The following is a 26928-nucleotide window of genomic DNA, read 5'->3' as shown; positions in this document are numbered from 1 at the left end:
CGGAAAACGCTCTAGCGCCGCCGCGTGACCACGAGGAAGGCAAAGCCGACCAGTACCCCGCCAAGGCCGTAGAGAAACGTGCTGACCAGCCGCATGAGCTGGCGCCGCGCCACGATGCGACGGTGGTTTGGGCTGCCGACATAATCGTCACCGAAAACCGAACGGCGACGCACCCTTTTTGTCCCCAAATACCAGCCAAGTGCTGCGCCGAATGACATGAACAGGAGCAGCACCAGTCCCTGGACCAGTGTCACGTCTTCCCCCAAACCCCAATCATCCCTGCTAGAAGTATGCCAGCATTTTTCGGAGGCAACGATGAATTATCCGAGGCACGTGCGACTGGTTGAAGTCGGACCGCGCGACGGCCTGCAGAACGAGGCAAAGCCCGTGCCGGTGCAGGCCAAGGTCGCGCTGATCGATGCCTTGTCGGCGGCGGGCCACTCGGCGGTTGAGGCAGGCAGCTTCGTGTCGCCCAAATGGGTGCCGCAGATGGCCAATACCGACGAGGTCATGACGCAGATCAAGCGTAAGCCTGGCGTAAGCTATCCTGTGCTGGTGCCCAACAAGCAGGGCATGAACGGCGCGATCGAGGCCAAATGCGAGGAGATCGCCATCTTCACCGCGGCCTCGGAAGCGTTCTGCCGGAAGAACACAAACTGCTCCATCGATGAAAGCTTCGCCCGCTTCGAGCCGGTGATGGAGGCCGCGCAGAAGCACGGCATGAAGGTTCGCGGCTACGTCTCGACCGTGATCGCCTGCCCCTACGACGGAAAGGTTGCGCCGGCCAAGGTTGCAGAAGTTTCGGCGCGGCTGTTGCGCATGGGCTGCTACGAGGTCTCGCTCGGGGACACGATCGGCGTCGGCACGCCGGGCGAATGCGTCGCCATGATCGACGCCGTCGCCGAGAAGGTGCCGCGGGAAAAACTTGCGGCGCATTTCCACGACACCTACGGCCAGTCGCTGGCCAACATCCTGGCGGTGATGGAGCGCGGCATCGCCGTGTTCGACACCGCCGTCGCCGGGTTGGGCGGCTGCCCCTACGCCAAGGGCGCCTCGGGCAATGTCGGGACCGAGGACGTGATCTACCTGATGAACGGATTGGGCATCGAGCATGGCGTCGACCTCGATGCCATCGCCAAAGCGGGCCGCGAGATCTGCGTGGCGCTCGGCCGCGAGCCGGCCTCGAAGGTGGCGCAGGCGTTGAAGGCGAAGGCGGCGTAGGGCACCTAGACGACCTTCGCCTTGTCGTTGGCGAGCCACGACGTATCGACGGGCTCGAAGACCAGCGGTCCCAGCCCGAGCAGGTGCTCGGCTTCGGCCATGGTCTGCACGATGTGTGGGGCGGGCAGCCCGGCATTCACCTGATGCAGGCGGAACTTCTCGGCCAGAGCGCGCAGTTCCGGCTGCGGCGCCACGATGACACGCTCGAAGCCGACGCACATGGCCGGCTTGCTGGCACGGCGCTCGAGCGACAAGGGCGCCATCACCACTTTCTGGGTGGGCGTGAAGTCGAAGATCGAGTGTGTCGGTCCCTCGGCATCGAAGAACGTGACACACGCCGCATCCATCACGGCCATCGTGCCGTTGTCGAAGGTGTCGAGCAGCGTCAACAACAGGACGTTGCCCTGCTGGTCGAAGCCCACGGCAAGCATGGTCAACCCCCACAACTCTGCGCTCAGTCTAGATCAGGGCGAGACGGTCTTGTAGTCGTAACGTTCGGTGTCCTACACCTTCCGACATGGAATCGACCAACGGCACACCGGTCGCGCTGCGCGACGCAACACCCCAAGATCGCGCCTTCATTGACGGCCTCTCGCCGCGCCTGGCCGGCGTGCCTCATCCGCCGTGGCACGACGATCGTGCGATGGAGGGCTTCCAGGACCGCTACATGGCGACGACGTTCGGGGACATCGAGGAGGGTGCCCGCACGGTGCTGGCTTGCGCGCCTGATGGTCGCCGCCTGGGTTACGTGCATATGCGGCCAGGCACCGACGGCGTGACAAACGAGCCCTGCGGGTATGTCTCGCTTCTGGCCCTCATCTCCGAGGCCGAGGGGCAAGGTATCGCGCATCGCTTGATGCAGGAGACCGAGGCTTGGGCGCGTGGCCGCGGCTACCGCCTGCTCAGCCTCGACGTGTTCGCGCACAATCGCCACGCGGTCGAATTCTATCATCGACGCGGCTTCGTCACGGAAAGCCTGCGGCTGGTCAAGCCGCTCTGATTTGGTATCGTGGCCCTCTGCGCCGAAGATCATTCGAACGGAGGATCGGAGCGACCATGACCACGATCGAAGCCTTTCGTTCCAGCGTGTCGGCGGCGGCGCCGCCGGCCGATCTCGGGCCTGCTCTCGAGGCCTTGTGGTGGCTGAAGCATGGCGACTGGGATCGTGCGCACAAATGTGTGCAGGGACACGAAGGCGAGGCCGACTGCGACTGGGTGCACGCCCACCTGCATCGCCAGGAGGGCGACATGAGCAACGCCCAATACTGGTACCGTCGTGCTGCCAAGCCGGTGTCCGGTGTGTCACTGCAGGACGAGTGGAGCGAGATCGTCACGACGATGCTCACGCGTAAATAGCGCACGAACGTTCAAGACATCGGGCGCCGCAGCGGCGATATCGAGGGGCATGGATGGTCTGTCCGGCTTTCTCCTCGCCGCCCTGGCCTTGGCCGGCAGCCCCGGCCCGGCGACGCTCAGTCTCACTGCGACGGGAGCGGCTTTCGGCGCCGGCCGCGGGGTGGCCTATCTCGCCGGCATCGTCGTCGGCATGGTGCTGGTCATGGCCGCGGTCGCGGCCGGCCTGGTCGGGCTGCTGATGGCCGTGCCCGGCGCGACACCGGTCGTCACCGTGCTGGCAGGGGCCTATTTCCTCTACCTCGCCTGGCGCATCGCGATGGCGCCGCCATTGAGCGATGACAATGCCCGTCGCCCAGCGCCGACCTTCATCGCGGGGCTGGCGCTGTCACTGGTCAATCCCAAGGGCTACGCCGCCATGGCGGCGCTCTATTCGGGCTTCGTGCTGGTGCCAGGCCGGGTAGGGACCGACGTCGCCGTCAAGATGGCGGTGCTGACCTTCGTCATCGTCGCGGTAAACGTCGCCTGGCTGCTGGCGGGCGCGGGCCTGACGCGCTTCTTCCGCGAGCCGCGCAGCAACCGGCTGATCAACGTCGCTTTCGCCGTGCTGCTGGTCGCCTCGGTGGTGCTCGCCTTTGCTTGAACGGATGACAGCAGTGCCAGCACTTGTCGGGTACGCCGGGGTTAGTGCGCGAAAAGGGGCTTTATGGCACGCAATAATTCAGATGGATGTGCCATCCGGGCGAGCGCACGAAATCGCCTATAGAACTGTAGTTGATTTTGTAGAGCACTAAAGTTATATAGACGGTGTGTGCGCCTCCCGGCGGGCTCCGCTCTATGCATCGTTCATCCGATACCTATCGCGCTTGGCCGCAGCCGGGCCGGCCCGTCCGGTCGAGCGAAAAACCGGTAGCGATATTAGCGTAAATGTCCGAATTCGCCGGCAAACCCCATGGCTAGTGGGTCGACTTCCCAAGCACCGCTACGACCTCCGGCGTAAACGGCGGGAACCCCCGGAAACTCATCGCTGGGCCAAGGAACACGCATTGTCGTTGCTGTCCCTCTTTAGCGGACATCGTCCAGCCGCCGTCGGAGCCAGAAGGATCAGAGGCGTCAGCGGCTTGCCGTGATTTCCGAAGAGACGTGACGAATGCGATCGCGGTTGCCGTTCGGCACGGCAAGACCTGCACGAAGCGCTACTGGCGCCGCTCCACGATGCGCACCGTGACGGCGCTGGAATGGCCCGCCTCGTCGACCACGGCGACGCGCACCAAGCCGGGGCCGTCAGGTACCCACTTGGTGCTGTCGATCGGCCGGCCGTCGATCAGCCAGCGCAGGCTGCCCTTGCCGCCCTTGGCGGTGAGCGGCACGGCCTCGCGGGCCGCGAGCTCGATGCGGGCGTCGGCCGGCGGGTAGGCGATGCGCAGGCTGCCCGGTTCGGCGGTCGGCCCCAGCGAGCGCATGCGTACCGGCAGGTCGCGCCAGGAGGCGACGCGCAGGACGTCGGTTGGCGGCGGCTTGGCGATGTTGTCCTCGGCCGGCAGTCGGCTGAAGGCCTTGAACAGGACGGGCAGCGCGGCGTGGCGGCCGAGCTGGCCCGGCCGCGACGTGCCGTCGGCATGGCCGACCCACACGACCACCGTCCAGTTGGCGCTGTAACCGGCGGCCCAGGCATCGCGGAAGCCCGCCGACGTGCCGGTCTTGTAGGCAATGCGACGCTCGCGTAAGCCGACTGGCAGGTTGGCGAAGCCGTCGGGCAGCGGCGCCTCGGCCAGCACGTCGCCGACATACCAGACCGCCGCGGGACCGATCAGGCGCACGGGCTCGCGGCCCGCCCGGTCGCGGCGGATCATGGGCGGAGCGAACTCGCCGCCGCGCGCCAGCCCGGCATAGAGCCCGGCCATCTCGAGCGGCGAGACGGTGGCGCTGCCGAGGGCTATGCCCAGCGACGCGCCGGTATCGCCCGGCGGCAGGCCGGGGGCCGCGCCCGCCGTGCGCAGGGTCGACAGGAAGCGCTGCGGCCCGACCTTCTCCAGCGCCAGCACCGCCGGCACGTTCAGCGACTGCTGCAGGGCGCGGCGCACAGTGACGGCGCCCTGGTGGTCGCGGTCGAAGTTGCGCGGCAGCCAGTCGCGGAAGCGCACCGGCACGTCCTCGATCAGCGATTCCGGATGCAGGACGCGATCGTCGAACGCCATGGCGTAGATCAGCGGCTTCAGCGCCGACCCCGGCGAGCGATGGGCGCGCACCAGGTCGACCTGCCCGGCGCGGCCGAAATAGTCCGAGCCGCCCTGCCAGGCGACGACGGTTCCCGTGCGGTTGTCGACCGCAACAATGGCGATGTCCGGACGGTCGGCGATGCGGCCGCGCTCCTCGCGCGCGAGCTGTAGCAGGGCCGCCTGAAGCTCGAAGCGGATGGTCGTCGGCACCACGGTGCCCGGCGACTGGCCGGCGAGCCACGCCGAGAGGTGCGGCGCGTGCAGCGGCATGGCAAGCCGGCGGTTGGGTACCGGCCGGCTCGATGCGAGGTTCGCCAAGGACGCGTCGATCACCTCGTGCTGCAAGCCGCGCTCCAGCACACGCTCGCGCGCGGCTTGGGCCGCGGCCGGCGAGCGGTCGGGGCGGCGGCGCTCGGGCGATTGCGGGATGGCGACGAGCAACGCCGCTTCGGCGGCGTTGAGGTGCTTCGGCTCCTTGCCAAAATAGGCGAACGAAGCGGCGCGCACGCCTTCGAGGTTGCCGCCCATCGGCGCCAGGGTCAGGTAGATGCCCAGCACCTCGCGCTTGGAATAGCGCCATTCGAGCTGCAGGGCGCGCGCCGACTGGAGGATCTTGGTGCCGAGCGTGCGCCGCGGCCCGATCCGGAAGAGCTCGGGCTCCAGCAACCGCGCGGCCTGCATGGACAGCGTCGATGCGCCCGACACGATGCGGCCGCGGTTGATCCACTGCTCGGCGGCGCGTGCCACTGCCAGCGGATCGACGCCCCAGTGCCCGTCGAAGCGGCGATCCTCATAGGCCTTGAGCAGGCCGAGATAGACCGGATCGACGTCGTCGACCGCGGTTTTCAGCCGCCACTTGCCGTCGGCCGTGGTGAAGGCACGCAGCAGGCGGCCGTTCGAATCGACGATCTCCGTCGACCGGTCGTTGTAGCGTGCGAGGTTCGGCGGGAAGAGCTGGTCGAGCGCCAGCGCGCCTGCCAGCAACGATGTCGTGGCGAGCGCCAGGCAAACAAGGAGTCGGCCAACCCGACTCGTGCTCCTCTCCCCCGATAGGGGGAGAGGTGGGGAGAGGGGGATGCGCACGTCGATTCCCCCTCTCCTAGCCTCTCCCCCTAGCGGGGGAGAGGAATCCGAAAATTTGGGTTGGCATTCTCATCGCCTTACCGCGGCGCGATCTCGACGCGGCCCATGGCGGTGCGGCCATAGACCCGCGGGGCGTACATGTCGGACACGTTCGTGGCCGGCAGGGCGAAGTTGCCCGGCGTCACGGCACGCACGATGTAGGCGACATGGTAGGAGTTGATGCTGCGCTTCAGCTCCTCGTCGGAGTCCCACCATGAGCGGTAGGTCCGTCGGCCGAGGTTGAGCGAGGCGAAGAAGCGGTCGTCGCGGCCTTCGGCGATGCGCGTCTCGCTGAGCTTGGGCAGGAAGGTGAAGGGCTTGGCCTTCTCCTCGGTCAGCACGGTCTCGATCTCGAAGCCGGCCGGCAGCAGGTCGAGCAGCGCCACCTCGTGGTAGCCGCCCTCGAGGTTGCGGCCGCTGATCGACACGATCAGCCGCTCGTTCTGGCGAATCCGACGCAGGTCGGCACGGCGGCCGTCCAGTGTCAGGAACTCGCGCTGCACGCTCAGCCCCTGGGTGGCTGCAGGCATCGGCTCGTTGGGCACGCCACGCGCCGTGACCTGCATCCACACCGTGCCGTCGCCTTCGTTCTTCACGCGGACGCCACGGCCGATCGCCGCCTGGTCGGGATTGATCACGACCGGATCGCGCGTGCCTGTCTTGCGGTCGCCGTCGACCGAGTAGGAGAGCCCGCCGCCCGAGCCGGCCATGGCGTGCGCCGCCATGACCAGCCAGGCCTGCTCCTGGGTGGTCGTGTAGTCGACGTTGGCGTTCAGCCGCTCGCCGACCAGGCTGGCGACCTGGGTGAAGCCCTCGCGACCGCCCGCTTCGGTGGCCAGCGCCAGCAGCGCGGCGCGGTTGCGCAGCGCCGTGCCGTAGTAGTCGTTGCGGTCGACCGCATTGACCATGTCGCGCGCCTTGGCGAAGGCCAGCCGCGCGCGGCCGGGCTCCGCCACATGGTTCAGCGCCGCGGCGAGTTGCGCCCAGGCAAGGCCGTCGCTGATCTTGCCGGCCTCGTTGTCCTGGAAGTAGCGGACTCGGCCGGGATCGGCGAGGCCCGCCTTGGCCAGCACGTACCAGGCATAGGCCTGGGCGTTGGGCGTGAGCTTGTCGACCGTGCGGTTGAGCCAGGTCAGGCCACGCTGCAGCGACGCCGACGGCACCGCCATGTTCTGGTCGCGCGCGCGCAGCAGGAAGTCCATGGCATAGCTCTGCAGCCATTCGGCGGCGGGCGAGTAGGGACCCCACATGCCGAACGAGCCGTCGGGCAGCTGCATGTCGACGATGCGATAGACCGCCTCCTGCACGCGATCGTTGATGCGCGGATCGGCCGGGCCGTAACCCAGCAGAGCCACGTCGTTGTAGTAGAGCAGCGGCAGGGCGCGGCTCGTCGTCTGCTCGATGCAGCCGAACGGGTACTTGTCGAGCGCCCGCAGGAGGGCGGCGACGTCGATGCCCGGGATGCGGGTCAGCGACACCGCGACCCGCGACGTGCCCGGCGCGAAGCTCGCCGTGACGTTGCGGTCGAGGGTGAGCTCACGGCCGGCGGTGAGCTGGGACACCGTGTCGACGGCGCTCGGCGTCTGCGCTGCGCGCACCTGGATGTCCCATTCGCGGCGCACCGCGAAGTTGCCGGGCCCCGAGACCTCGACGGAGACCTTGCCGAAGCCCGTCTCGTTGTCGGCGACCAGCGGCCAGGTCAAGAGCTCGCGCTGGCCGGCGGCGAGCTGCCGCGTCTCGGCGACGGGCCGGTCGAGTGACACCGCGCCCGTGGCCTGCACGGTCAGGCGATAGTCGCCCGCCTGGCCGTCGATGTTATGCAGCGACAAGGCCAGCCGCCCGCGATCGTTGGGCGCCAGGAAGCGCGGCAGCACGACGTCGGCGCTCACCGCGTCGCGCACGTAGAGGCGCTGGTCGCCCGAGCCGACGCGGCTCTTGGCATAGGCCACCGCCATCAGGCGGAGCTGGCCGATGAAGTCGGGAACCTCGATCGGGATCTTGGCCTGACCCTGGGCGTCGAGCTTCACCGGCCCGCTGAACAGCGCCACCGTGCGCGTCGGCACGATGTCGAGGCCGCCGATGTCGCCGGCGTCGCCGCCGACCCGGATGCGGCCGAGATCGTCGGCGCGGGTCTCCAGCAGACGGCCATAGTCGTCGCGCATGGCGAGGCCGAGCCGCCGCTTGCCGAAGTAGTAATCGGCAGGGTCGGGCGTCTTGAAGCGCGTCAGCTGCAGGATGCCCTCGTCGACCGCGGCCAGGGTGACGAACGCCTCCTCGCCGCCGAGATTGCCGACCGTGATCGGCACCTCGATGCGCTGGCGCGGTGTGATCTTCTCGGGCGTGCCGATCTTGACCTCGAGCGTGCGCAGCTTGGGCTCCAGCCCCAGCCAGGTAAGCCCGATGGCGCGCGTCGGCACGCGATCGGCCGGCTTGTCGAGCGGCCGCCAGGCGGTGACCAGCGCATAGGCGCCGGGGCCCCAGTCGGCAGAGACCGGCACGTCGACGGTCGTGCCGCCGGCCGGCACCTGGATGTTCTTGGTGCTGACGATGCGGTCAGTGGCGATGGCCAGCATCGCTTCGCCCGCGAACGGCGCCTCGATGCGTACGCGCGCGGTCTCGCCCGGCCGGTAGTTCTCCTTGTCGCTGGCCACGCGCAGCGTGTCGGGAGTCTCCTCGCCGTTGTCCGAACCGCCGTACCAGCCGACATAGAACTGCACCGTACTGGTCGTGTTGTTGTCGCGGTCGACGATGGTGAGGCGGTGCGGGCCCCAGTTCAGCCGGAAGGAAAGTCGGGTCGGTGCGTCGGCGCGCATCGACACGGTGTCGGCGGTGATCAGCCGGTCGCTGGCGATCGAATGCCAGCGCCAGCGCCCGTCGACCTCGTACCACTGGTAGTTCCAATCGGTGCGCTCGACCTTGTACTCGATGCCGGTGCGCGCGACCTGCTTGCCGGCGCCGTCCACGGCCACGACGTCGAACTCGGTCTGCGTGCCTTCGCGCGAGTAGCGGCCCTCGAAGGTCGGACGGATGCCGAGATAGACGTTGCGCGTGCGCATGGGCAGCGTCTTCTCGGTCTTGGTGGCGCGGCCGCCACCCGGCTCGAAGACGCGAACTTGGACTTGGGCGCGCAGCGGCAGCGGCGTGTCCTTGACGTCGCCGCCCCATTCCATCTTGGTCTTGCCGCGCTCATCGGTGTCGGGCGCTTTCAAGGTCAGGAACGGCGGCTCGAATGCCTTGCGGTCCTCGTGTGAGCCGAAGCTGTAGCGGGCGAAGTCGGGGAAGGGCGAGGCATCGACGGTGATGCGCATGTCGGCCTCGACGGTGAGGCCTGACCCCGGGGCGCCGTAGAGGAAGTCGGCCTGCACGTCGAAGGTGTTGATCTGGCCCGGCTTCAGGATCGGCTGGTTGGAGGTCAGCTCGACCTTGAGCTTCTCAGGCACGAAGTCCTCTACCGAGAACTCCACAGTGCCGACCGGCGGCGCCTTGGGGTCGACGTGGGCGGCGACCGTCCAGCGGCCGCGCCGCGAGGACTTGGGCAGGTCGATCGGCTGGTACGCGGCGCCGCCGGCCGGCAAGGCCTGGCTGAAGCGCGTGAACTCCGTGCCGTCGGGACGCTTCACGATCAGCGTCACCGGCACGTTGGCGAGCGCCGTCGCCGAGGCGTCGCGCAGCATGGCCATGAGCTGCACCGTCTCGCCGGGTCGATAGACGCCGCGTTCGGTGTAGAGGAAGGCGTCGACCGCCCCAGGCTGGTCGCGGCCGCCGACGCCGCGGTCGGAGAAGTCGAACGGCGTCTTGTTGAGCTCCAGGCGGCTGAAATCCTGCTTGGCCGTATCGGACGCCATGACGGCGCCGGCGCGCGCCGCGCCGCGGCCCTTGAGCAGACCGGCGGCGAACAGCACGCGGCCGGCCTCGTCGGTCATCGCCTTGGCCATCGGCTCGTTGCCGCGCGATAGCAGCACGACTTCCACGTTGGCCAGCGGCTTAGCGGTCTGCAGCGAGCGGGCGAAGACGTTCAGCCCATCATCGCCGGTGAAGGTGGTGAGGGCGATGTCGGTGTCCATCACCCACATGCCGGTCGCCTGGCCAGTGGCGTTCTGCTCTTCGGCCTCGTCGTAGCTGCGGGCCGGCGGCTGGGCGGCGTTCCAGGCGACGACGAAATAGGTGCCGGGCTTCCAATCCTGCACGGTCTCGCGGATCGGGAAGGCAGTGGTCACCGGCTGGTTGGTGACGTTGCGCACCTCCATGGTGCCGCGCCACTGCAGGGCGCCGTTGGTGCCGCTCAGCCAGCTATAAAGGCCCCACGGCTCGGTGATCGGCTGGCTGCCGGGATAGGTGTTGTCGTAGCGATCGCGGGCGAAGCCCATGATGGCGCGCTCGTTGACGCGGTAGACGGCGATGCCGACCTTGGAGACGTTGATGGTCGTGATGGGCAGGCCGGCGGCGCTGCCGCGCGGCAGGATGAAGCCCTTGCCCGGCAGGGAGACGTTGGCCGGGCGGGCGCCCAGCGCCACCTCGACGTCCTTGTCCTCGTCGAGCTTGACGCCGTCGCGGCCCGGGAAACCCGTGCGTAGGCGCACCTTATAGTTCTCGCCGTAGTCGAGGCCGCCGATGCACAGCCGGTCGTCGACCACGCGCAGGGCCGATTTCACCTCGGGCGTGATGGTGACGTAGTCGGCGTAATTGACGTTGTTGGTGGCCAGCGGCTTGTTGAAGGCAAGGCAGGCCTCGCCCTCGGCGCGGCTGGTGTCGAGCGCGAAGCGGCGATAGGCGAAGGGCTCGTCCGGCGCGGCGGGAGGCTGCGGCAGCGGCACGGGCGCCGCGGAAGTCTGCGGGGCAGGAGCGGGAGCGGGCTGCGTTGGCGCTGCGACGGGCGTGGTCGGCGTGGGTGTGGTGGCTGGAGCCGGTGTCGCAGGCTGGGCTGGCGTGGCGGGCGCCGGCTGGGTGACGGCGGCGGTCCTGGTTGGTGTGTCGACCCGGTCTGCGGGCCTCCCGATCAAATAGCCCGCGATCCCCGATCCCAGCATGAGAGCCACGACCAGAGCAGCCAGCGTCGACCGATTCATGAGAACCCCCGCGAAAAAGCGCCCGAACTCTATTCCGCCGATTGTGCAAACACTGTGGAGTCTGGACCTTGGCTTGCGAATCTTCCAGCGTGTGGCGCGCATATCACGGTTTTGGCGGCGCTGTGGAAAGGCGACGCTTGAGCGGACCGGCCATTGCGTACTAAGCGCGAACGATGTCGTTGCATCTGATCAAGCTGGCCGTCGGCGTCGACGACCTTGCACACATGAAGAAGGTCCAGGCGGCGCGGCGCAAGCAGCGCCGGCAGACCCCGCGTTCGCCGCACTGGGTCTATACCCGCAACACGCCGCGCCGCTCCGAGGAGCTTCTGGCCGGCGGCTCGCTTTACTGGGTGGTGCGCGGGGTCATCCGCTGCCGCCAGGAGCTGGTCGGCTTCGAAGAGGACATCGACAAGGATAACGGCAGGAAATACTGCCGGATCAAGGTCAAGCGCACTTTGATCCCGACCGCCCCGCGCGCCTGCCAGGCCTTCCAGGGCTGGCGCTATCTCGAGACGGAACGGGCGCCGCCCGACCTGTCCAAGGGCGACACCGCCGACATGCCGCCGGAAATGGCAGCAGAGCTGAAAAGGCTGGGGCTGCTGTAGGGGGAGAAGATCATGATCGTGTACGACGTCTGGCGGCGGTCCTGCCGCTGTTGGCCATCGCCTGGGCATCCCGGTCGGCGTTGGCCGACGAGGTGCGCGTCATGCAATCGACGCCGGCGGCGAGCGCGGTGATCGACGGCCGGGGCAGCGAGTTCTTCGTGCGCTTCGATCGGCCGGTCGACCATATCCGCTCCACGCTCGAGATCATGCAGGACGGCAAGCTGGTCGAGCGCCTGGTCCCGCGACTCGAATCGGCGCCCGAGGTGCTGTTCGCCCGCGCGCCGACGTTGGTGCCGGGAAGCTACAACCTGCACTGGGCGGTGCGGACGGTCGCTGGCAAGGAGACGATCCAAGGCGACATTCCGTTCTCGGTCGCCGGGCAACGATAGGCCGCTTTTTCGTGCCGGGCGGTGATGGTATTGGCGGTCCGTCCAACCCTGCGTCGGCTGGGCGTTCGAACCCGGGAGGGAAACGCACCTCATGGCGGTCACGGTCATTGAAGCCCGTGTCAGGCTGCCCAACGGCGGAGTGGTCGGCGTCGCGAACGTGCAGGTAGAAGTCACCGAAACCGGCCAGGATCCGCAGACCGACCAGATCGTGACCGTGCCGCATGTCGTCCGACTTGGTTTCTCCTCGAATTCTGTCACACGACCGCATTGGCTGCAGTTCCACTGGAACGAGGCGATCGCCGTTGCGGAACATGCCGGTCGAAGCAACGGCATTCAAATTCGCTATGGCGGCAACGTCGGCGACCTTCACTACACGAGCAATCCCTCATCCGATGAAACCCGGATATGGAGCATCGACACGCTTGCCGATTCATCGGCGAGCGGGCCTCCTCCATGGTACGACCAAGCTGCATGGAATCAGACGACCGACCCTCTGCGAAATCGTGCGATGCTCGACGCGCCGTTGACGGACCCCTTGAATGCGTCACGCAACAACCAGCTCCAGTTGTTCGAAGCGAATGCGCGTTTCGTCATCGCGGGTCTCAGGGCCGGAACTGCGTCCCATGCGCCGATCGCGGCAAGCGACGCCATTCACTCATTGAGCTTCGTTTCTCATTTCGACACGTATCTGGTCGTTTTCGAGAGCGGCCGCGGATATCGACCCGCATGGCACGTCGAATGGACGGCGCAACGGACCCTGTGGAATCCGGAACGACGTCCCGCGCGGGTCGCGATGAACGCTCCCGCTGCGTCATACGGAGTCGGTCGCCACGGCAACGTCTATCACCTGCCGACCCACCTCAACCGTGTTCTCGCCACGGAGTTTCCAGCATGGGCCTTTGTCGGGGGCAACGCTCGGCCTCGACGGCTGCCTCCGCGGAGACGCTGAACCGGCCTCAACGGCTGGTCAGTTTAAGCTCGATGCGGCGGTTGCGGGCGCTGTCGATGGCGGAGAGCGGCTGGTACTCGCCGTAGCCCGCCGCCACCAGGCGGTCGTTGGGGATGCCCTGGCTGTGCAGGAACTTCACGACGGCGATGGCGCGCGCCGCCGACAGCTCCCAGTTCGACGGGTAGGGGCCGCCGCGGATCGCCTTGTCGTCGGTGTGGCCGTCGACCTGCAGCACCCAGTTGACGTCCTTTGGAATGCGCGAGGCGATCTCGATCAGCCGCTGGGCGACCTCGGCGAGCTGCTTCTCGCCGGCCGGCTGGAGCTGCGCGGACGCTGACGGGAACAGCACCTCGGACTGGAAGACGAAGCGGTCGCCCACGACCTGCACGTCGCGCTGGCCGGCCAGCGCCTCGCGCAGCTTGCCGAAGAACTCCGAGCGGTAGCGCGCCAGTTCCTCGACCTTGCTGGCCAGCGCCCGATTGAGCTTCGTGCCGAGATCGACGATCTGCGCCTGCTGCTCCTTGGACTTCGCCTCGGAAGCATCGAGCGCGGCGTTGAGCCGGCTGAGCTCGTCCTTCAAGCCGGCCATCTCGGCGGTCATGCGCACCACCGCGGCCTTCTGCTCGGCTGCGAGCTTCTGCTCCTCGGTGAGGTCGGTGAAGAGCTTGCCCTTCTCGTTGTTGGCGGCCGCCAGCGATGCCGCGAGACGCGTCAGCTCCAGCCGCTGGCGCTCGATCTCCTTTTGCAGGTCGGCCGACTTGGCTTCGGAATCCCTGGCTGCGCTCTGCATCGCGGCAGCGAGCTTGTCGCGCTCGGCCAGCATCGAGGTCAGGCGATCGGTGAGCTGGTCGCGCTCGATCTTGAGCGCATTCGACGACCGGCGCTCGGCGGCGAGATCGCTGCCGAGCTTGTCGCGCTCGCTGCGCATCTGCGCGATCTGCAGGGTGAGCTGCTCGAGGTCCTTCTGCAGGCTCTGGCCGGCCCGCTTCTCGATCGAAAGCTGGTTGGCGAGATCGCCGATCTGGCGGCTGAGCTGGTCGATGGCGCTGTCGCGGGTGCTGACCGCGGTCGACAGGGTGAACTGCGCCACGCTGAACAGCGTCAGCAGGAAGATCAGCACCATCAGCAGCGTCGTCAGCGCGTCGACATAGCCTGGCCAGATGTAGTCGGCGGCTCCGCCCCGGCGGCGCGAGGAGGCAGAGGCCATCGTCTAGCCTTCGCCGGTCGGATGAACGGCGCCGCGAGCCGTTGAGGCCATGGTGCGGGCGAGCAGGCGGAATTCACCGCGCAGCTCGTCGGCGAGGGCCGTGCGGCCGCGCACGTTCTCGTCGACCAGGCGGGCGAGGTGGCCCTCGATGGCGCGCTGGTGCGCCATCAGGGCCTCGCGTTCCTCGGCCGAGCCGCGGTCGCCGAGCCGCTCGATCATGACCCGCAGCTCGTCGCTGAGCGCCGACCGGCTGCGCGCATTCTCCTCGAGCAGACGGACGAGATGGCTCTCGATGGTGCGCTGATGAGCAGCCAGCGCCTCGCGATCGTTGTCCGACGAGCCGCGTTCGCCGAGCCGGTTGATCGCCGTGCGCAATTCGATCGACTGCTCGCCCATGCGCGCCAGCAGCGTCTGCTGGCCGCGCATCGCTTCGGCCAGCGCCGCCAGGCGCTCGACCAGCGTGGCGTTGGCGGCCACCGTCGCTTCGCGGCCTTCCTCGGCGCGGCGCAGCGTGCGGGTGAGATCGTCGAGGCCGTCGGCGGTGCGCTCGAGCAGCGCCTCGACGTAGGCCGATACGCCCTGTTCGCCATCGGCGCTGACCCCGCTCGACAGGCGCGTGGCGCTCGCCAGCCATTCCTCGAGCTCGATATGGAAGCGGCCCTGCGCCTGGCTCGCCTGCAGCTCGAGGAAGCCCAGCACCAGCGAGCCCGACAGGCCGAACAGCGAGGCGCCGAAGGCGGTGGCCATGCCCTTGAGCGGACCCTCGATGCTCTCCTTGAGCTTGGCGAACATTGTGATGGCGTCGCCGCCGCTGACCTGCAGCCGGCCGATGGCGTCGGCTACGGCGCTGATCGTCTCGAGCAGGCCCCAGAAGGTGCCGAGCAGGCCGAGGAAGATCAGCAGGCCGATCAGGTAGCGCGTGAGGTCGCGCCGCTCGTCGAGGCGGGTGGCGATGCCGTCGAGTACGGCGCGCGTGGCCGTGGCCGACATCCGCAGCCGGTCCTGGCGTTCGCCCAGCATGGTGGCGAGCGGCGCCAGCAGGTTCAGCGCATGGGTGTCGAGCGGCGGCGCGCCTTGCTCGCGATGCTGGAAGCGGCGCAGCCATTTGACCTCGGGCCACAGCGAGACGACCTGGCGCATGACGAAGAAGATGCCGATCACCAGCACCGCCACGATCACGCCGTTCAGGATCGGCGTGTTCATGAACACACGCAGCAGGTCGACGTGCAGCACGTAGGCGAGCCCGGCGACGGCTGCCAGGAACAACAGCATGCGGACGAGATAAGGGAGCGGACTGCTCATGCGGCCAGACTCGGGGCGACCAGAACTCGGGCGGTCGGATTCGGGCGGCCGGACGGCGCGGGCCCGATCACGTGCTGGGCACCAGGATCTCGACGGAGTCGCCGTCGCCCGAGAAGCTGCCGACCTCGATGCGCGACTTGACGCCCCGGTCCATCAGATAGCTGCGCACGACCAAGGCCCGCGCGAGCGCAATCTTGCGGCTGTCGGGCCCGGTGTCGGGGGCGAAGGCGCGCAGCTCGATATGGCGCAACTTCTGGTCGGCGATGCGCTTGGCGATCTGGTCGAGCTCGGCCTTGGTGGCAGGGGTGAGGGAGGCCGACCGGCCGATGAAGGCGATCGTGCCGAACGGTCCGCCGGACTGCGTGGAGGGAATGGCGGCCGGAGTGCCTACCGCCAGCGTCGGGCCGGGCGGCGGCGTGGCCGGGACCGTAACCACGGGGGCGGGCGGGGCGGCCGGAGCGTTCACCAAGCGGCTTTCGATCGGGCCGGGCGGAGGCGGCGGCAGGCTGCGCTCGTACGTTCCCGGCGCGCCGGCAACCGGCACGCGCGCCGGCTGCACGACGATGTCCTGCGCGAAAGCGGGTGCTGCGCCGAGGGCCAGCACGGCAAGCGCAAGGCTGCGCGCGGCAACCGAGGACGATGGCATAACCAATTGCCTCTCAACGAGAATTTGGCCCAACAATAACCGCTGGACGGTGCCCGCTCAACCAGCGCGCAGCGCCGCAAACGCATCCTGTGGAGAGTTTTTGCCCGTTGTATGGCGTCATGCCGGAGCGCGGACCTCCAGGTCCGCTCATACTCATGCTCTTCGGGACCGCGAGCCTCCGGCTCGCTCATGAATCATGAGCGAGCCGGAGGCTCGCGGTCCGGAAGACGATGACATGATCATGAGCGGACCTGGAGGTCCGCGCTCCACCTAAGAGCCCAAGATCCCGATCATCGGCTCGTGCAGGCCGAAGTTGCTGGCGAGCACCGAAGGGCCGCCGAGCTCGTAGGGCTTGCCTGCGACGTCACTCACGGTGCCGCCGGCTTCGCGCACCAGAAGCAGCCCCGCAGCGACATCCCACGGCGCCAGACCGTACTCGAAGAAAGCGTCGTACCGTCCGGCCGCCAGGAAGGCGAAGTCGAGCGAAGCCGCGCCCCAGCGCCGCACGCCGGCGGTCTGCCGCGTCACGGCCTCGAGCCGGCGGTGATAATCGGCATGGTCGCCCTTGCCGATATTGGGGATGCCGGTCGCCACCAGGGCGCGCGCCGGATCCTTGCGGCCCGACACGCGCAGCCGGCGCGAGCGGGCGTTGGGCGTGTCGACATAGGCGCCGTTGCCTTTCTCGGCCCAGAACAACTCGTCAGAGATCGGCTGATAGATGACGCCGGCGATGATTTCGCCCTCGCGTTCCAGCCCGATCGAGATGGCGAAGTGCGGCACGCCGTGCAGGAAGTTGGTCGTGCCGTCGAGCGGATCGACGATCCAGCGGTTGCGGCCATCGCCCTTGGTCTCGCCGCCTTCCTCACCGAGGAAGCCGTACTCCGGCCGCGTGCGGGCGAGCTCGGCGCGCAGCGTGCGCTCGGCCTTGATGTCGGCATGGCTGACGAAGTCGCCGGGGCCCTTCTCCGAGATCTGCAGGTGCTCGACCTCGCCGAAGTCGCGCTTCAGGTTTTTGGCCGCGGCGAAGGCTGCACGGATCATCACCGTGATGGTGGCCGAGCGCGGCGCCAGCGAGCGGCGCTCGGGCGGACCGGAACGTTCGCGACCGGTACTGAGCGGGGCGCGGCCGATGCGGGCAACGGGTTGATCGGGCGCGCGGCTCATCAGGTCAATCCTTTGCGCGTTCCATGTAGCTGCCGTCTTCGGTGTTGATCACCAGCCTGGTGCCAACGGCGATGTGCGGCGGCACCATCACCTTGATGCCGCCTTCGACGACCGCGGGCTTGTAGGACGAGGAGGCGGTCTGGCCCTTCACCACGGCGTCGGCCTCGGTGACGGCGAGGACCACGCTCTTGGGCAGCTCGACGCCGACCGGAGACCCCTCGTACAGCGATACGGTCACTTCCATGCCGTCCTGCAGCCAGCGCGACTGGTCGGGATCGAGAACGTCGGCACCCACGGTGAGCTGCTCGTAGTTCTCCTTGTCCATGAAGGTGAAGCCGTTGTCGTCCTTGAACAGGTAGGTGCACTCGCGCTCGTCGATATGGACGTGCTCGATTGTCTCGCCCGAGCGGAAGCGCTCCTGCAGCTTGTTGCCCTCGCGCAGCGCCTTGGCCTCGATAGCGACGAAGGCGCCGCCCTTGCCGGGGCTGATGTGCTGCACCTTGGCGGCCACCCAGAGCTTGCCGTTGTATTCGATGACGTTGCCGGCACGGATGGAATTGACGGGCACTTTCATGGGCTTACCGCAGGTCGAATGAATGGAATTCGGCCTCGTCCGCGGAAGGCGGTGCGAGGCCGGCGCGGGCTTGTATCAAAGGCGGGAGGAAGCCGCAACCGGGGCCTCACAGGCCCAATTCAGCCTGCTTCTTCTTGGGCAGGGCAGCGGCGATGACCGCATGCGCCCGCTTGATGTATGCCTTCATCTCGCGGTCGGACAGCGCCTTGGGATCGTCGACCGACACCCACTTGGCGCGCGCGAGGTAGGGGGCGGGCCGGAAGCCCGGCGAGCGGCTGAGCGCGTCGTAGTGCTCGGGGGCCGACTTGAAAGAGATGCGGCCGACCGAATGCTCCTCGGGCGCGATCAGGCAGAACATCTTGCCGCCGACCTTGAAGACGATGACGCCTTCCCACTGCACGGTGCGGGTCGCGGCGGGAAGCTTGCCGCAGAAAGCGTCGATCTGCTTGGGCGTCATATGGCCACCCTACACGCGACAATCGGGGCATGCGATGGTCGGCCATGACCGATTGGCGTCCCGACAAGCTCGAGCGGCGTTTGCCTGCACTGCAAGCACGGGCGCGCCTGCAAGCCGCCATCCGCCGATGGTTCGCGGACGAGGGCTTCGCCGAGGTCGAGACGCCGATCCTGCAGGTGGCGCCCGGCGCCGAAGTGCACCTCTCGGGGTTCGCCACCGACTGGGAGCTGCCCGATGGCGAGGAGCGCGAGCGCTGGCTGCACACCTCGCCCGAGTTCGCCATGAAGAAGCTTTTAGCCGGCGGCGTTCCAAAACTGTTCCAGTTCGCCCGGGTCTTCCGCAATGCCGAGGGCTCGGCGCTGCATCATCCGGAATTCACGATGCTGGAGTGGTATCGCGCGGGGGTGGGCTACGAGACAATCATGCAGGATTGCGCGCGGCTGCTGGCGCTGACGGGCGCCAGCGAGCTGCGTTGGGGCGAGCACCGCTGCGATCCGCAAGCCGAACCGGAGCGACTGACAGTGGCGGAGGCGTTCCATCGCTACGCTGGCGTCGACCTGTTCGCTACAGTGGGCAGCGCCGACAAGCTGGCCCGCGCGGCGGGTATCGCCATGCACGACGGCGACAGCTGGGACGACGTCTTCTTCCGCGTCATGTTCGACCGGATCGAGGGCAAGCTCGGCATGGGCCGCCCGACCATCCTTTGCGAGTATCCGATCGCCATGGCCGCGCTCGCCCGCGCCAAGCCCAGCGATCCGCGCGTCGCCGAGCGCTTCGAGCTCTATGTCTGCGGCGTGGAGCTTGCCAACGCATTCGGCGAGCTGACCGATCCCGATATCCAGCGCGTCCGCCTGCAGGCCGACATGGACGAGAAGGAGCGGCTGTACGGCGTGCGCTGGCCGGTCGACGAAGATTTCCTGGCGGCGCTCGATCATGGCCTGCCCGACTGCTCGGGCATAGCGCTTGGCTTCGACCGCCTGGTGATGCTGGTCACCGGCGCCAACCACATTGAGGACGTGCTGTGGCTGCCGGTGCGGTGAAGGGGCGGGGATCGCGCCTGAAGAGCCTCGTCCTGGCGTTCGCCTCGACGACGGTGGCGCTGCTGATTGGCATCTGGGTAACGGCCTACCTGACGGTCTGGCCGCCGGCCATGAGCACCGCGGGCGACGGCATCGTGATCTACGATCCCGAAATCGGCCTGGCGTCCCGCCCCAGCGCCCATACGCGGCACATCTACCCCGCCATTGCGGACCGGGCGACCTTCGAGTTCGACATCTACACCGACAATCGCGGCGCCAGGGTCGACGGGCCGGGCCAGCTGAGCGCCGCGCGCTACGATATCGTCACTGTGGGCGATTCCTTCACCTGGGCCTATGCGCTGGCCAACCAGGACTCCTATGCCGCCAAGCTCGGGCGTGAGCTCGGCGCCAGCGTCGCCAATTTCGCTCTGGCGAGCTACGGCACGACGCAATCGCTGCAGGTCCTCGAGCGCAATCTCGACCTCAGGCCGCGGCTGGTGGTCTACGGCATCATCGCCCACCACTTCGAGCGCAACGTCTGGCCCTGCGCGCCGTCCTACTACGAGTTCTGTCTCGACGTGTCGCACGTCTCCTGGGGCGACGCCGGTCAGCCATACATCGCCCTGCCGTTCAGCAACGGCGTTCGTCGCCTGCAGGTGCACCAGGACGGCGGCTATGGCACGCCTCTGCGCTGGCTGACGCACGGCGCTGACGTGATCTTCGGCCGGCTGTACTACGCCTGGAGTAGAAACCGGGAGCCGGATGACGCCAAGAAGGCCGAGGCCGTCCAGTTCCTCCTGCAGCGCATGAACCGGATGGCCGTGGCAAGCGGCTCGCAGCTCCTCGTGGTGTTCCTGCCGACGAACTATTACGGCCCACCGGCGGCGCTGCCCGGCATCATCGACAAGGTCGGGGAGGGCATCCGGTATCTCGACCTCACCCCCGCCTTCGAGCGCAACCGGCGGGAGGGCGGGCCCAACCCGTACATTGTCGGCGACGGCCATCCCGGCGTGGCGGGCCACGCACTGATCGCGGCCGAGATCGCCAAGTACGTGCAGCGAGAAGGGTTGCTCGGATCAGACGGCGCTAACGGTGCGCCGAAAAGATCTCGCTGAAGGCGCGCACAGCCGCTTTTGGCCCGTCCTTGTGGTTCCAGACGCCGCCCGCGACAGCGAGGAAATCGGCGCCGGCGGCGATCACCGGGCGGCAGTTCTCGACGGTGATGCCGCCGATCGCCACGCACGGCACCTCCATGAGCCCGCTCCACCATTCGAGGATGTCGAGCTCGGCCGGCGTGGTCACGGCCTTGGTGCCCGAAGGAAAGAACGCGCCGAACGCCACGTAGTCGGCACCGGCTTCGGCCGCCTCCATGGCGAGGTGCCGCGAGGCCTTGCAGGTCACGCCGACCTGCCGCTCCGGCCCGACGATGCGCCGCGCCTCGGCGTAGGGCATGTCCTCCTGGCCGACATGCACGCCGTCGCAATCGAGCTTCACGGCGAGGTCGGGCCGGTCGTTCATGATGAAGGCCACGTCGCGCTGCTGGCAGACCGGGCGCAGCGTGTCGGCGGCGTGGGTGATGGCGTCGTCTGAGACGTCCTTCAGCCGAAGCTGGAAGGCCGCGACGTCACCGCCGTCGAGCGCGGCGCGCAAGTCGTCGGCGAAGATCGTCGGGTGCTCGATGCGCTCCGGCGAGATGAGATAGAGCCGGCAATGCGTCGCCGCGCTCTGCTGTTCCGATGGCATTCGTCTTTCCTGTTCCGAGCCGGTTGTGTGGGGCGACAGCCATCGGCAGTCAATGCGCATCGTCGACAGCAACGGGGTTCCGTGACAACGTTCGCCACCCATTCGCTCGTGGAGTCTGCATGATCCGCCCGTCGCGTCGCCAGGCGCTCAAGCTCGTTGGCCTGGTTGCCGGTTCCGCCGTGCTGCCGGCGGCTGCCCAGACGTCGACATTCCCGTCGCGGCCGATCAGGATCGTCGTGCCGCACGCGCCGGGCGGCAATTCGGACACGTTCGGGCGCATCGTGGCGCAGAAGATCACCGACCAGACCGGCCAGCAGGCCATCGTCGAGAACCGGCCGGGCGCCGGCGGAACGGTGGGCAGCGCGCTGGTGAGCAAATCGGCGCCCGACGGCTACACGGTCGTTGTGGCCGACAACGGCACGCATGCGATCGCGCCCACGCTCTACGGCGCGAAGCTGCCCTATGACGTCTTCAAGGACTTCACGCCGATCATGCTGGCGGCCAAGTTCCCGACGGTGATCATGCTGCATCCGTCGGTGCCGGCCGCCACGCCCAAGGAGTTCGTGGCGCTGGCCAAGAGTCAGCCGGGCAAGTTCACCTATTCGTCGGCGGGCACGGGCAACGGCTCGCATCTGACGATGGAGCTGTTCCGCTCGGCGGCGGGCGGGCTCGACATGGTGCACGTGCCCTACAAGGGTGGCGCGCCGGCGGTGCAGGCGCTGCTGGCCGGCGAGGTGCAGCTGACCGCAGTCAGCGTGAACACATCCCTGCCGCAGATCCAGTCGGGCAAGGTGCGTGCGCTGGGCGTGGCCTCGTCGAAGCGTTCGCCGGCGCTGCCCGACGTGGCGACCTTCACGGAGAACGGCATCGACTTCGAGGGGGATAGCTGGCTTGCCATCATCGGACCGCCGGGCTTGCCGCCTGACATCGCCGCCCGGCTGAACCAGATCTTCACAGCGGCGCTGCGAGATCCTGACACCGAGGCGCGGCTCGCCAAGATCGGCCTCGAGGTGGTGGCTTCATCGCCGGATGACTTCACCAAGGTATTGCAGCACGACGTGCCGAAATGGGGTGCAGCCGTGAAAGCCTCAGGCGCCGTCGCCGAGTAGTGCCCCCTGCAGAAATGCAACTCTGGCCGTCCGGTGACCCCCTAGTCAGGGAGATGTAAGGAGCGCAGTCTCAAATGGTGCCTGCGGGGGGACCATGGGGACTGCCAGCCAATACGAAGAGATGGCGCAGCGGTGCGAACGCTACGCCGCGAGCCGCCGTTTCAAAGCCGACGTCGAGGCGTGGACGCAGTCGCGAAGATGTGGCGAGTGCTTGCCGCCACCGTTGACTCGTCGATTTCCACCGACACGGCAGTCGACCAGGCAGTCGAAAGCCCGCCGTCCGGCGGGCTTCCGTAGAATTTCGAGAGATTAGCTCTCGACTGCATCCTGCCCTGCGATGGATAGCCTGACCGTGCGTTTGCTGCGGCGTGGCGCTAGTGCCGCTTCGCCGGCGGCAGGCCCGGCTTCATCTGGGCGCGCAGCACTGTAAGGTGCTCGATTATCTGATCGAACTCGGCGGCGGCGTAGTCGACGCTCACTCGAATGTCTTCGCCTGTGAGCGACAAGCACACGCTGCGGCGATCGACGGAGAGCTGCCAAGGCTCTTCCAACGCCCGGCCGAACGGTATGTCCTCGCGACGCTCTTTGGTCATCAGAAGACCGACCTGCGCTGAAAGGCAGTCTCTGGCCGCGACGGTCGACGGCGGCTTTGTTTTCGAGCGGCGTGACCGCCGGCTTTTGGCTAGCAAAGCGCCGGCCTTCAGCCGTCACCGCAAGGCCGTTGCCGCCCTCCCGGATGACGCCTGCCGACTCTAGACGAATCCGCAACTGCGACGGCACCGGTACGTCTCGCCATTCACCCGCTTGCGAAGTGTATCGATCTTGAGGTGCTCGGATTGGGTACCACGGCCTACAAAACGCCCTGCGCTCGTTCGCGTTCCGTCTCGCGTAGCAGCACATCTGGAAGGCCGGCCGAAGGGCGCGCAGTGTCATTTCCCGGCCGACGTGATCTTCTCGATTTGAGCCAATGACCTTTTTCAGCGTGGGCAGAAGCTCACCGGCCAGCGCCTTCAGTTTGCGCCTCCACCCCGTTGCGGCAGGCAGCGCGAGCCACCCAAAAGGACCTGCTCCGACGGCCAGCGCTGCCGAGCCCTCGGAGCAGGAACACGTAGGTGGGCGCCCAGCTAGGGCGCCAAGGGGAGATGACGGCGGGGCTTAATCCGCCGTCACACCGCTGCTCGTGGCGGTTACAAACTGAGAACGCAGCAAGATCAGGGCCGGTGGCCAAGGATATCGGTTGTCGTTTCTTGGCGACGGACACGACACAACGCCGAAGAGAGACGAGTTCGCTTGGCAACCTCTAGCCCTCTGCCGGCGTTGCTACGTGTCACGGCCGATGCGCTTGTGGCTGACCGGGGCAATCGATGTATTGGAGCCTTCTGGCCTACCTGATTGTGAGTGCCGTAGCGATAGCGTCGCTCGGGTACCTCGCTTGGTACGGACTTCGCCAGATCCTGAAATGGTAGCTGGCAGCCAGCGGCTGAGGCGGTCCGACAGAAGTTCGTCCGACTAGCTGGCCGTGGCGCAACCCTGGCTCTACAGATTCGGTATGTCCCGCAAGGCAGTGTACTTCCTCATAGGCTTCATCGTCGGCGCGATCGTAAGCCTGCTGTGGAACGCAATGCCAATCATTCGGGCGGGGGGCGCGCCCGCCATCCCAGGAATCTGGTTCGACATCGCCGTGCAGGCGGTGATTATCGGACTGTTGCTTGGGTTGGTTGCAATGTGGTTCGGCACAAGACGCAGGAGCGGAAACTAATATCGACCAATGCCGACGGGTTGGCGCGGAGACCCTTTGCCTCCGCGAGACGGCGTGCTCCAGGACAGCTCGCCGGATGCGCGGTTCATATGAACGCGCGCCGGGATGCGATCAGCACCGAGGTGCGGTGCGGGTACGGTAGCCGTCGTAGTACTGGCTTCCGCAGACAACCTGCTGCTGAACGACGTCGTCACGATACCCGTTCTGGCCACGGTTGGTCACGGTCACCGTCGTATAGCGACGGCCGTCAGTCTGGTTGTACCAGGCCTGATTTCCGTAGTTGTAGCTCGGCGCAGGCTGCGAATAGCCATAGCGTGGAGCAGGTGCGGGATAGTAGCCGCTATTGTAGCCCGTCGGTGCCGGCTGATAGTAGCCGCGCGGTGCGCCATAGCCGTCGTCTTGGCATGCCGCCCCGATCATGCCGATGCCCACGACGAGCATCAGTCTCGGAAAGAGCCTCAACATCTCTATTCCTCCAGGCCAAGATGTTTGAACACCCTCGCTACGCAATCATTCTGTCTTCTTAAAGACGATCAACGGTCTGGAGATCGAATAGGTTCCTGTCACCGCTTTGGCACAGCCAGGTCAGGGAGGCCGGTTAGCGAGTCACCGGACTTCCAAGCCGAGTCCAGCGAAAAAGGCCCGCCGAGTTACCAAGGCGGGCCTTCAAAGAAGCAGTTGGGTATCCAAAGGGTTACCCAAGCGGGGACGGAAGCCCTGCAAATGCGAGGAGTTTACATCTTGCCCTGATAGATGCCGATGATCTTGTCGAGCATATCGAGCGCCTGCTCGCGCGGGCGCTGGAAGGTGTTGCGGCCGATGATCGAGCCGTTGGCGCCGCCGTCGCGCAGGCCGCGGATCTCGGTGAACAGGCCTTCGAGGTCCTTGGCCTCGCCGCCGGAGAACACGACGATGCGCCGGCCGTTGAAGGTCGCCTGCATGATGTGCTTGATGCGCGCCGCCAGGGTCGACTTGTCGACATTGGCCTTCTCGTAGGCGGCCTTGGCCTCGGGCTGCCACAGCACGTCGGTCGGCGGCTTGACCTTGATGATGTGGGCGCCGAGCAGGGCTGCCATGTGGGCGGCGTAGGCGCAGACGTCGAGCGCCGTCTCGCCCGCCTTGTCGAGCTTGCCGCCGCGCGGATAGGACCACATGACGACGGCGAGGCCGACTGACTTGGCCTCCTCGGCGAGCTGGCGAATCTCCTCCATCATCTCGTACTGATCTTCCGACCCAGGATAGATCGTGAAGCCGATCGCCGAGCAGCCCAGCCGCAGCGCGTCATTTACCGACGCGGTGACCGCCTGGTCCTTGTTGGTCGACAGCGAGTTGGCCGAGTTGAGCTTGAGGATGGTCGGGATGGCGCCGGCGAAGGTGTCGGCCCCCGCTTCGAGCGGGCCGAGCGGGGCGGCGTAGGCGTTCAGCCCGGCGTCGATCGCGAGCTGATAGTGATAGTGCGGATCGTAGGCGTCCGGGTTGGGCGCGAACGAGCGAGCCGGACCGTGCTCGAAGCCCTGGTCGACCGGCAGGATCAGCATCTTGCCCGAGCCGCCCAGGCGGCCGTGCATCAGGATGCGGGCCAGGTTGGCCTTCGTGCCGGGGCAATCGCTCTCGTAGTTATCCAGGATTTTCTTGACGGTGCGGGTGATTTTCACGGCCTGCGCTCCATAGTCCATTAGACAGCGGCCGGTGATAGCGGCGGTGGGCTATTCGTTCAAGCCCTTGCCCGGATAGGGGTGTGTGGTTTTCCAGTGGTTCGCTATGTCGATCCGCCGGGTCACCCAGACGCCCTTCTGCTGCTGGATGTAGTCGAGTAGACGCCACAATCCCGCTGTGCGGCCGGGATGGCCGATCAGGCGCTGGTGCAAGCCGACCGACATCATCTTGGGCATCGTGGCGCCCTCCTTGTAGAGGACGTCGAAGGCGTCGCGACAGAGCGTGAACCACTGCTCGGAAGTGGTCATGCCGGCGGCATATTTGCCATCGTTGTTGGTGAGCGAATAGGGCACGACCAAGTGGGGCTTGCCCTCGACCGTCTGCCAGAACGGCAACTCGTCGCCGTAGTAGTCGCTGTCGTAGGTGAAGCCGCCATGCTCGAGCAGCAGGCGGCGCGTGTTGACGCTGGGGCCATAGCGGCAATACCAGCCGGCGGGCGCTTCGCCGACGGTCTGCTTCAGCGACGTCACTGCCTTGGCGATGTGCTCGCGTTCCTCCGCTTCGCTCAGCTGGAAATGGCGCACCCAGCGCCAGCCGTGGCAGCAGACGTCGAAATCGGACTGCCGGATCGCCTCGGCCGCCGGCTTGTTGCGCTCCAGCGCCAGCGCGCAGCCGAACACGGTGAGCGGCAGGCCGCGCTCCTGGAAGGCGCGCATGATGCGCCAGAAGCCGACGCGGACGCCGAACTCGAACATGCCTTCGGCGGCGAGGTCGCGGCCCTTGAGGCCTTGCGAGGAGGTCGAGGATTCGGTGAGCCCGGTCTCGGTGTAGCCTTCGCCGTCCTGCACCGACGGTTCGGACCCTTCCTCGTAGTTCACCACGAAGTTGACCGCGATGCGGGCTCCGTCCGGCCACTTGGGATCGGGCGGGTTGGCTCCATAGCCCACGAGGTCGCGTGTCGGCTGCCAGCTCATTTCGGTCTCCTTATCAATTGGGCGCCCATCTGCCGGGCGATGTCGGCGATCTTGTCGTTATGCTCGCGCATCGAGATGCGCTTCACGCCGGAGCGCAGGCAGGCGAGCGCGTGGCCCGGCGCGTCGCCGCAATCGACGACCAGCTCGAAGGTGACGTCGGGGAACTCGCTCTCGGCGCGCTGCTGCAGTGCCCCGAGATAGCCCGCGCCGTAGAACGAGGCGGCGCCCTCGGGCGTGATCAGGATAGGCGAGGTGCCGTCGGCGCGCGCGGCTTGCAGCGCTTCCTCGGTCGAACGCCAATCGCGCACCAGGATCACAGGTCTGATCATCAGGCGTCCAATTAGCGCAGCGCTCCTCTCCCCCGCTAGGGGGAGGGGAACATGGGGTCGGAGAG

The 26928-nt window shown here is 67.2% G+C and carries 27 protein-coding genes; 11 read left to right on the top strand and 16 right to left on the bottom strand.

Annotated features, from left to right (window positions below; genetic code table 11):
- Positions 1 to 11: 11 nt before the first annotated feature.
- Positions 12 to 254, bottom strand: coding sequence for a hypothetical protein (locus RSO01_RS12955; RefSeq protein WP_147149508.1), 243 nt, complete (start codon positions 252 to 254; stop codon positions 12 to 14).
- Positions 255 to 315: 61 nt separating this feature from the next.
- On the opposite strand from RSO01_RS12955, the gene RSO01_RS12950 reads away from it, so the two are divergent.
- A complete protein-coding gene (locus RSO01_RS12950) occupies positions 316 to 1221 on the top strand; it encodes a hydroxymethylglutaryl-CoA lyase (RefSeq protein WP_147149507.1) in 906 nt (301 codons plus the stop codon).
- A 5-nt stretch (positions 1222 to 1226) separates the two neighbouring features.
- Here RSO01_RS12950 and RSO01_RS12945 read toward each other — a convergent pair whose 3' ends face one another.
- Positions 1227 to 1658 (bottom strand): hypothetical protein, encoded by a 432-nt coding sequence (locus RSO01_RS12945; protein WP_147149506.1) that lies wholly within the window; start codon positions 1656 to 1658, stop codon positions 1227 to 1229.
- Positions 1659 to 1738: 80 nt separating this feature from the next.
- Between RSO01_RS12945 and RSO01_RS12940 the strand changes: the two genes are divergently transcribed.
- Genes RSO01_RS12940 through RSO01_RS12930 form a run of 3 tightly spaced genes read left to right on the top strand, consistent with a single transcriptional unit; the run spans position 1739 to position 3217 of the window.
- Positions 1739 to 2221, top strand: coding sequence for a GNAT family N-acetyltransferase (locus RSO01_RS12940; protein WP_147149505.1), 483 nt, complete (start codon positions 1739 to 1741; stop codon positions 2219 to 2221).
- Between the two features lie 56 nt (positions 2222 to 2277).
- Positions 2278 to 2577 (top strand): hypothetical protein, encoded by a 300-nt coding sequence (locus RSO01_RS12935; RefSeq protein WP_147149504.1) that lies wholly within the window; start codon positions 2278 to 2280, stop codon positions 2575 to 2577.
- Between the two features lie 49 nt (positions 2578 to 2626).
- Entirely contained in the window at positions 2627 to 3217 is a 591-nt protein-coding gene (locus RSO01_RS12930) for a LysE family translocator (RefSeq protein WP_147149503.1), read from the top strand.
- A gap of 553 nt (positions 3218 to 3770) precedes the next feature.
- Here RSO01_RS12930 and pbpC read toward each other — a convergent pair.
- Both pbpC and RSO01_RS12920 read right to left on the bottom strand, forming a co-directional pair.
- Positions 3771 to 5777: a penicillin-binding protein 1C gene (gene pbpC / locus RSO01_RS12925; protein WP_246158357.1), complete on the bottom strand. Its 2007-nt coding sequence runs from the start codon at positions 5775 to 5777 to the stop codon at positions 3771 to 3773.
- Positions 5778 to 5953: 176 nt separating this feature from the next.
- Positions 5954 to 10981 (bottom strand): alpha-2-macroglobulin family protein, encoded by a 5028-nt coding sequence (locus tag RSO01_RS12920; protein WP_170303021.1) that lies wholly within the window; start codon positions 10979 to 10981, stop codon positions 5954 to 5956.
- Between the two features lie 173 nt (positions 10982 to 11154).
- Here RSO01_RS12920 and RSO01_RS12915 point away from each other — a divergent pair, with 173 nt between their 5' ends.
- The 3 genes from RSO01_RS12915 (at position 11155) to RSO01_RS12905 (ending at position 12924) form a co-directional block, all read left to right on the top strand.
- Positions 11155 to 11586, top strand: coding sequence for a DUF1489 family protein (locus RSO01_RS12915; protein WP_147149501.1), 432 nt, complete (start codon positions 11155 to 11157; stop codon positions 11584 to 11586).
- A gap of 50 nt (positions 11587 to 11636) precedes the next feature.
- Positions 11637 to 11975 (top strand): copper resistance protein CopC, encoded by a 339-nt coding sequence (locus RSO01_RS12910; protein ID WP_147149500.1) that lies wholly within the window; start codon positions 11637 to 11639, stop codon positions 11973 to 11975.
- Between the two features lie 91 nt (positions 11976 to 12066).
- On the top strand, positions 12067 to 12924 hold the full coding sequence (locus tag RSO01_RS12905; protein WP_147149499.1) for a hypothetical protein: 858 nt from the start codon (positions 12067 to 12069) through the stop codon (positions 12922 to 12924).
- A 7-nt stretch (positions 12925 to 12931) separates the two neighbouring features.
- Here RSO01_RS12905 and RSO01_RS12900 read toward each other — a convergent pair whose 3' ends face one another.
- The 6 genes from RSO01_RS12900 to RSO01_RS12875 all read right to left on the bottom strand — a co-directional run bounded on the left by RSO01_RS12900 (position 12932) and on the right by RSO01_RS12875 (position 18274).
- Positions 12932 to 14131 carry a peptidoglycan -binding protein gene (locus RSO01_RS12900; RefSeq protein WP_147149498.1) on the bottom strand — a complete coding sequence of 400 codons (1200 nt, stop codon included), beginning with the start codon at positions 14129 to 14131 and terminating at the stop codon, positions 12932 to 12934.
- Between the two features lie 3 nt (positions 14132 to 14134).
- Complete coding sequence (locus RSO01_RS12895) at positions 14135 to 15433, bottom strand: flagellar motor protein MotA (RefSeq protein ID WP_174825928.1); 1299 nt, start codon at positions 15431 to 15433, stop codon at positions 14135 to 14137.
- Positions 15434 to 15500: 67 nt separating this feature from the next.
- Positions 15501 to 16079, bottom strand: coding sequence for an OmpA family protein (locus RSO01_RS12890; RefSeq protein WP_147149497.1), 579 nt, complete (start codon positions 16077 to 16079; stop codon positions 15501 to 15503).
- A gap of 270 nt (positions 16080 to 16349) precedes the next feature.
- Positions 16350 to 17120 carry an inositol monophosphatase family protein gene (locus RSO01_RS12885; RefSeq protein WP_373867899.1) on the bottom strand — a complete coding sequence of 257 codons (771 nt, stop codon included), beginning with the start codon at positions 17118 to 17120 and terminating at the stop codon, positions 16350 to 16352.
- A 127-nt stretch (positions 17121 to 17247) separates the two neighbouring features.
- Positions 17248 to 17817, bottom strand: a complete 570-nt coding sequence (gene efp / locus RSO01_RS12880) for an elongation factor P (RefSeq protein WP_147149496.1) — start codon at positions 17815 to 17817, stop codon at positions 17248 to 17250.
- Positions 17818 to 17923: 106 nt separating this feature from the next.
- On the bottom strand, positions 17924 to 18274 hold the full coding sequence (locus RSO01_RS12875) for an MmcQ/YjbR family DNA-binding protein (RefSeq protein WP_147149495.1): 351 nt from the start codon (positions 18272 to 18274) through the stop codon (positions 17924 to 17926).
- Between the two features lie 44 nt (positions 18275 to 18318).
- Between RSO01_RS12875 and epmA the strand changes: the two genes are divergently transcribed.
- Complete coding sequence (gene epmA, locus RSO01_RS12870; protein WP_218037326.1) at positions 18319 to 19314, top strand: EF-P lysine aminoacylase EpmA; 996 nt, start codon at positions 18319 to 18321, stop codon at positions 19312 to 19314.
- On the top strand, positions 19296 to 20408 hold the full coding sequence (locus RSO01_RS12865; protein WP_147149493.1) for an SGNH/GDSL hydrolase family protein: 1113 nt from the start codon (positions 19296 to 19298) through the stop codon (positions 20406 to 20408). Before epmA ends, RSO01_RS12865 begins: the two co-directional genes overlap by 19 nt.
- Here the strand turns inward: RSO01_RS12865 and thiE are convergent.
- Entirely contained in the window at positions 20380 to 21036 is a 657-nt protein-coding gene (gene thiE / locus RSO01_RS12860; protein WP_147149492.1) for a thiamine phosphate synthase, read from the bottom strand. The two genes, RSO01_RS12865 and thiE, sit on opposite strands and share 29 nt — an antisense overlap.
- A gap of 119 nt (positions 21037 to 21155) precedes the next feature.
- On the opposite strand from thiE, the gene RSO01_RS12855 reads away from it, so the two are divergent.
- Positions 21156 to 22145 (top strand): Bug family tripartite tricarboxylate transporter substrate binding protein, encoded by a 990-nt coding sequence (locus RSO01_RS12855; RefSeq protein ID WP_170303019.1) that lies wholly within the window; start codon positions 21156 to 21158, stop codon positions 22143 to 22145.
- Positions 22146 to 22519: 374 nt separating this feature from the next.
- On the opposite strand, the gene RSO01_RS12850 is transcribed toward RSO01_RS12855, so the two are convergent.
- Complete coding sequence (locus RSO01_RS12850; protein WP_147149490.1) at positions 22520 to 22738, bottom strand: hypothetical protein; 219 nt, start codon at positions 22736 to 22738, stop codon at positions 22520 to 22522.
- A gap of 956 nt (positions 22739 to 23694) precedes the next feature.
- Here RSO01_RS12850 and RSO01_RS12845 point away from each other — a divergent pair.
- Positions 23695 to 23904 carry a hypothetical protein gene (locus tag RSO01_RS12845; protein WP_147149489.1) on the top strand — a complete coding sequence of 70 codons (210 nt, stop codon included), beginning with the start codon at positions 23695 to 23697 and terminating at the stop codon, positions 23902 to 23904.
- Between the two features lie 111 nt (positions 23905 to 24015).
- Here the strand turns inward: RSO01_RS12845 and RSO01_RS12840 are convergent, their stop codons facing one another.
- The 4 genes from RSO01_RS12840 to RSO01_RS12825 all read right to left on the bottom strand — a co-directional run bounded on the left by RSO01_RS12840 (position 24016) and on the right by RSO01_RS12825 (position 26863).
- Positions 24016 to 24369, bottom strand: a complete 354-nt coding sequence (locus RSO01_RS12840; RefSeq protein WP_147149488.1) for a hypothetical protein — start codon at positions 24367 to 24369, stop codon at positions 24016 to 24018.
- 269 nt (positions 24370 to 24638) lie between these two features.
- A complete protein-coding gene (locus RSO01_RS12835) occupies positions 24639 to 25580 on the bottom strand; it encodes a class I fructose-bisphosphate aldolase (RefSeq protein WP_218037325.1) in 942 nt (313 codons plus the stop codon).
- A 30-nt stretch (positions 25581 to 25610) separates the two neighbouring features.
- Entirely contained in the window at positions 25611 to 26534 is a 924-nt protein-coding gene (locus RSO01_RS12830; RefSeq protein ID WP_147149486.1) for an allantoinase PuuE, read from the bottom strand.
- The gene (locus RSO01_RS12825; protein WP_147149485.1) at positions 26531 to 26863 is read right to left on the bottom strand and encodes a hypothetical protein; all 333 of its coding nucleotides are present in this window, start codon (positions 26861 to 26863) and stop codon (positions 26531 to 26533) included. The genes RSO01_RS12830 and RSO01_RS12825 overlap by 4 nt, the downstream gene beginning before the upstream one ends.
- Positions 26864 to 26928 lie beyond the last annotated feature (65 nt).

Source organism: Reyranella soli, assembly GCF_007992495.1.
In the GTDB taxonomy this organism is placed as follows: Bacteria; Pseudomonadota; Alphaproteobacteria; order Reyranellales; family Reyranellaceae; genus Reyranella; species Reyranella soli.
The sequence above is the reverse complement of the archived record's forward strand: the minus strand, read 5'-3'. Positions and strand labels throughout refer to the sequence as shown.

Coding starts and splice junctions, on each gene's coding strand:
- RSO01_RS12950 (WP_147149507.1), top strand. CDS start 316: ATGAATTATCCGAGGCACGTGCGACTGGTTGAAGTCGGACCGCGCGAC.
- RSO01_RS12940 (WP_147149505.1), top strand. CDS start 1,739: ATGGAATCGACCAACGGCACACCGGTCGCGCTGCGCGACGCAACACCC.
- RSO01_RS12935 (WP_147149504.1), top strand. CDS start 2,278: ATGACCACGATCGAAGCCTTTCGTTCCAGCGTGTCGGCGGCGGCGCCG.
- RSO01_RS12930 (WP_147149503.1), top strand. CDS start 2,627: ATGGATGGTCTGTCCGGCTTTCTCCTCGCCGCCCTGGCCTTGGCCGGC.
- RSO01_RS12920 (WP_170303021.1), bottom strand. CDS start 10,981: ATGAATCGGTCGACGCTGGCTGCTCTGGTCGTGGCTCTCATGCTGGGA.
- RSO01_RS12915 (WP_147149501.1), top strand. CDS start 11,155: ATGTCGTTGCATCTGATCAAGCTGGCCGTCGGCGTCGACGACCTTGCA.
- RSO01_RS12905 (WP_147149499.1), top strand. CDS start 12,067: ATGGCGGTCACGGTCATTGAAGCCCGTGTCAGGCTGCCCAACGGCGGA.
- RSO01_RS12900 (WP_147149498.1), bottom strand. CDS start 14,131: ATGGCCTCTGCCTCCTCGCGCCGCCGGGGCGGAGCCGCCGACTACATC.
- RSO01_RS12895 (WP_174825928.1), bottom strand. CDS start 15,433: ATGAGCAGTCCGCTCCCTTATCTCGTCCGCATGCTGTTGTTCCTGGCA.
- RSO01_RS12890 (WP_147149497.1), bottom strand. CDS start 16,079: ATGCCATCGTCCTCGGTTGCCGCGCGCAGCCTTGCGCTTGCCGTGCTG.
- RSO01_RS12885 (WP_373867899.1), bottom strand. CDS start 17,120: ATGATCCGTGCAGCCTTCGCCGCGGCCAAAAACCTGAAGCGCGACTTC.
- efp (WP_147149496.1), bottom strand. CDS start 17,817: ATGAAAGTGCCCGTCAATTCCATCCGTGCCGGCAACGTCATCGAATAC.
- RSO01_RS12875 (WP_147149495.1), bottom strand. CDS start 18,274: ATGACGCCCAAGCAGATCGACGCTTTCTGCGGCAAGCTTCCCGCCGCG.
- epmA (WP_218037326.1), top strand. CDS start 18,319: ATGACCGATTGGCGTCCCGACAAGCTCGAGCGGCGTTTGCCTGCACTG.
- thiE (WP_147149492.1), bottom strand. CDS start 21,036: ATGCCATCGGAACAGCAGAGCGCGGCGACGCATTGCCGGCTCTATCTC.
- RSO01_RS12855 (WP_170303019.1), top strand. CDS start 21,156: ATGATCCGCCCGTCGCGTCGCCAGGCGCTCAAGCTCGTTGGCCTGGTT.
- RSO01_RS12850 (WP_147149490.1), bottom strand. CDS start 22,738: ATGACCAAAGAGCGTCGCGAGGACATACCGTTCGGCCGGGCGTTGGAA.
- RSO01_RS12845 (WP_147149489.1), top strand. CDS start 23,695: ATGTCCCGCAAGGCAGTGTACTTCCTCATAGGCTTCATCGTCGGCGCG.
- RSO01_RS12840 (WP_147149488.1), bottom strand. CDS start 24,369: ATGTTGAGGCTCTTTCCGAGACTGATGCTCGTCGTGGGCATCGGCATG.
- RSO01_RS12835 (WP_218037325.1), bottom strand. CDS start 25,580: ATGGACTATGGAGCGCAGGCCGTGAAAATCACCCGCACCGTCAAGAAA.
- RSO01_RS12830 (WP_147149486.1), bottom strand. CDS start 26,534: ATGAGCTGGCAGCCGACACGCGACCTCGTGGGCTATGGAGCCAACCCG.
- RSO01_RS12825 (WP_147149485.1), bottom strand. CDS start 26,863: ATGATCAGACCTGTGATCCTGGTGCGCGATTGGCGTTCGACCGAGGAA.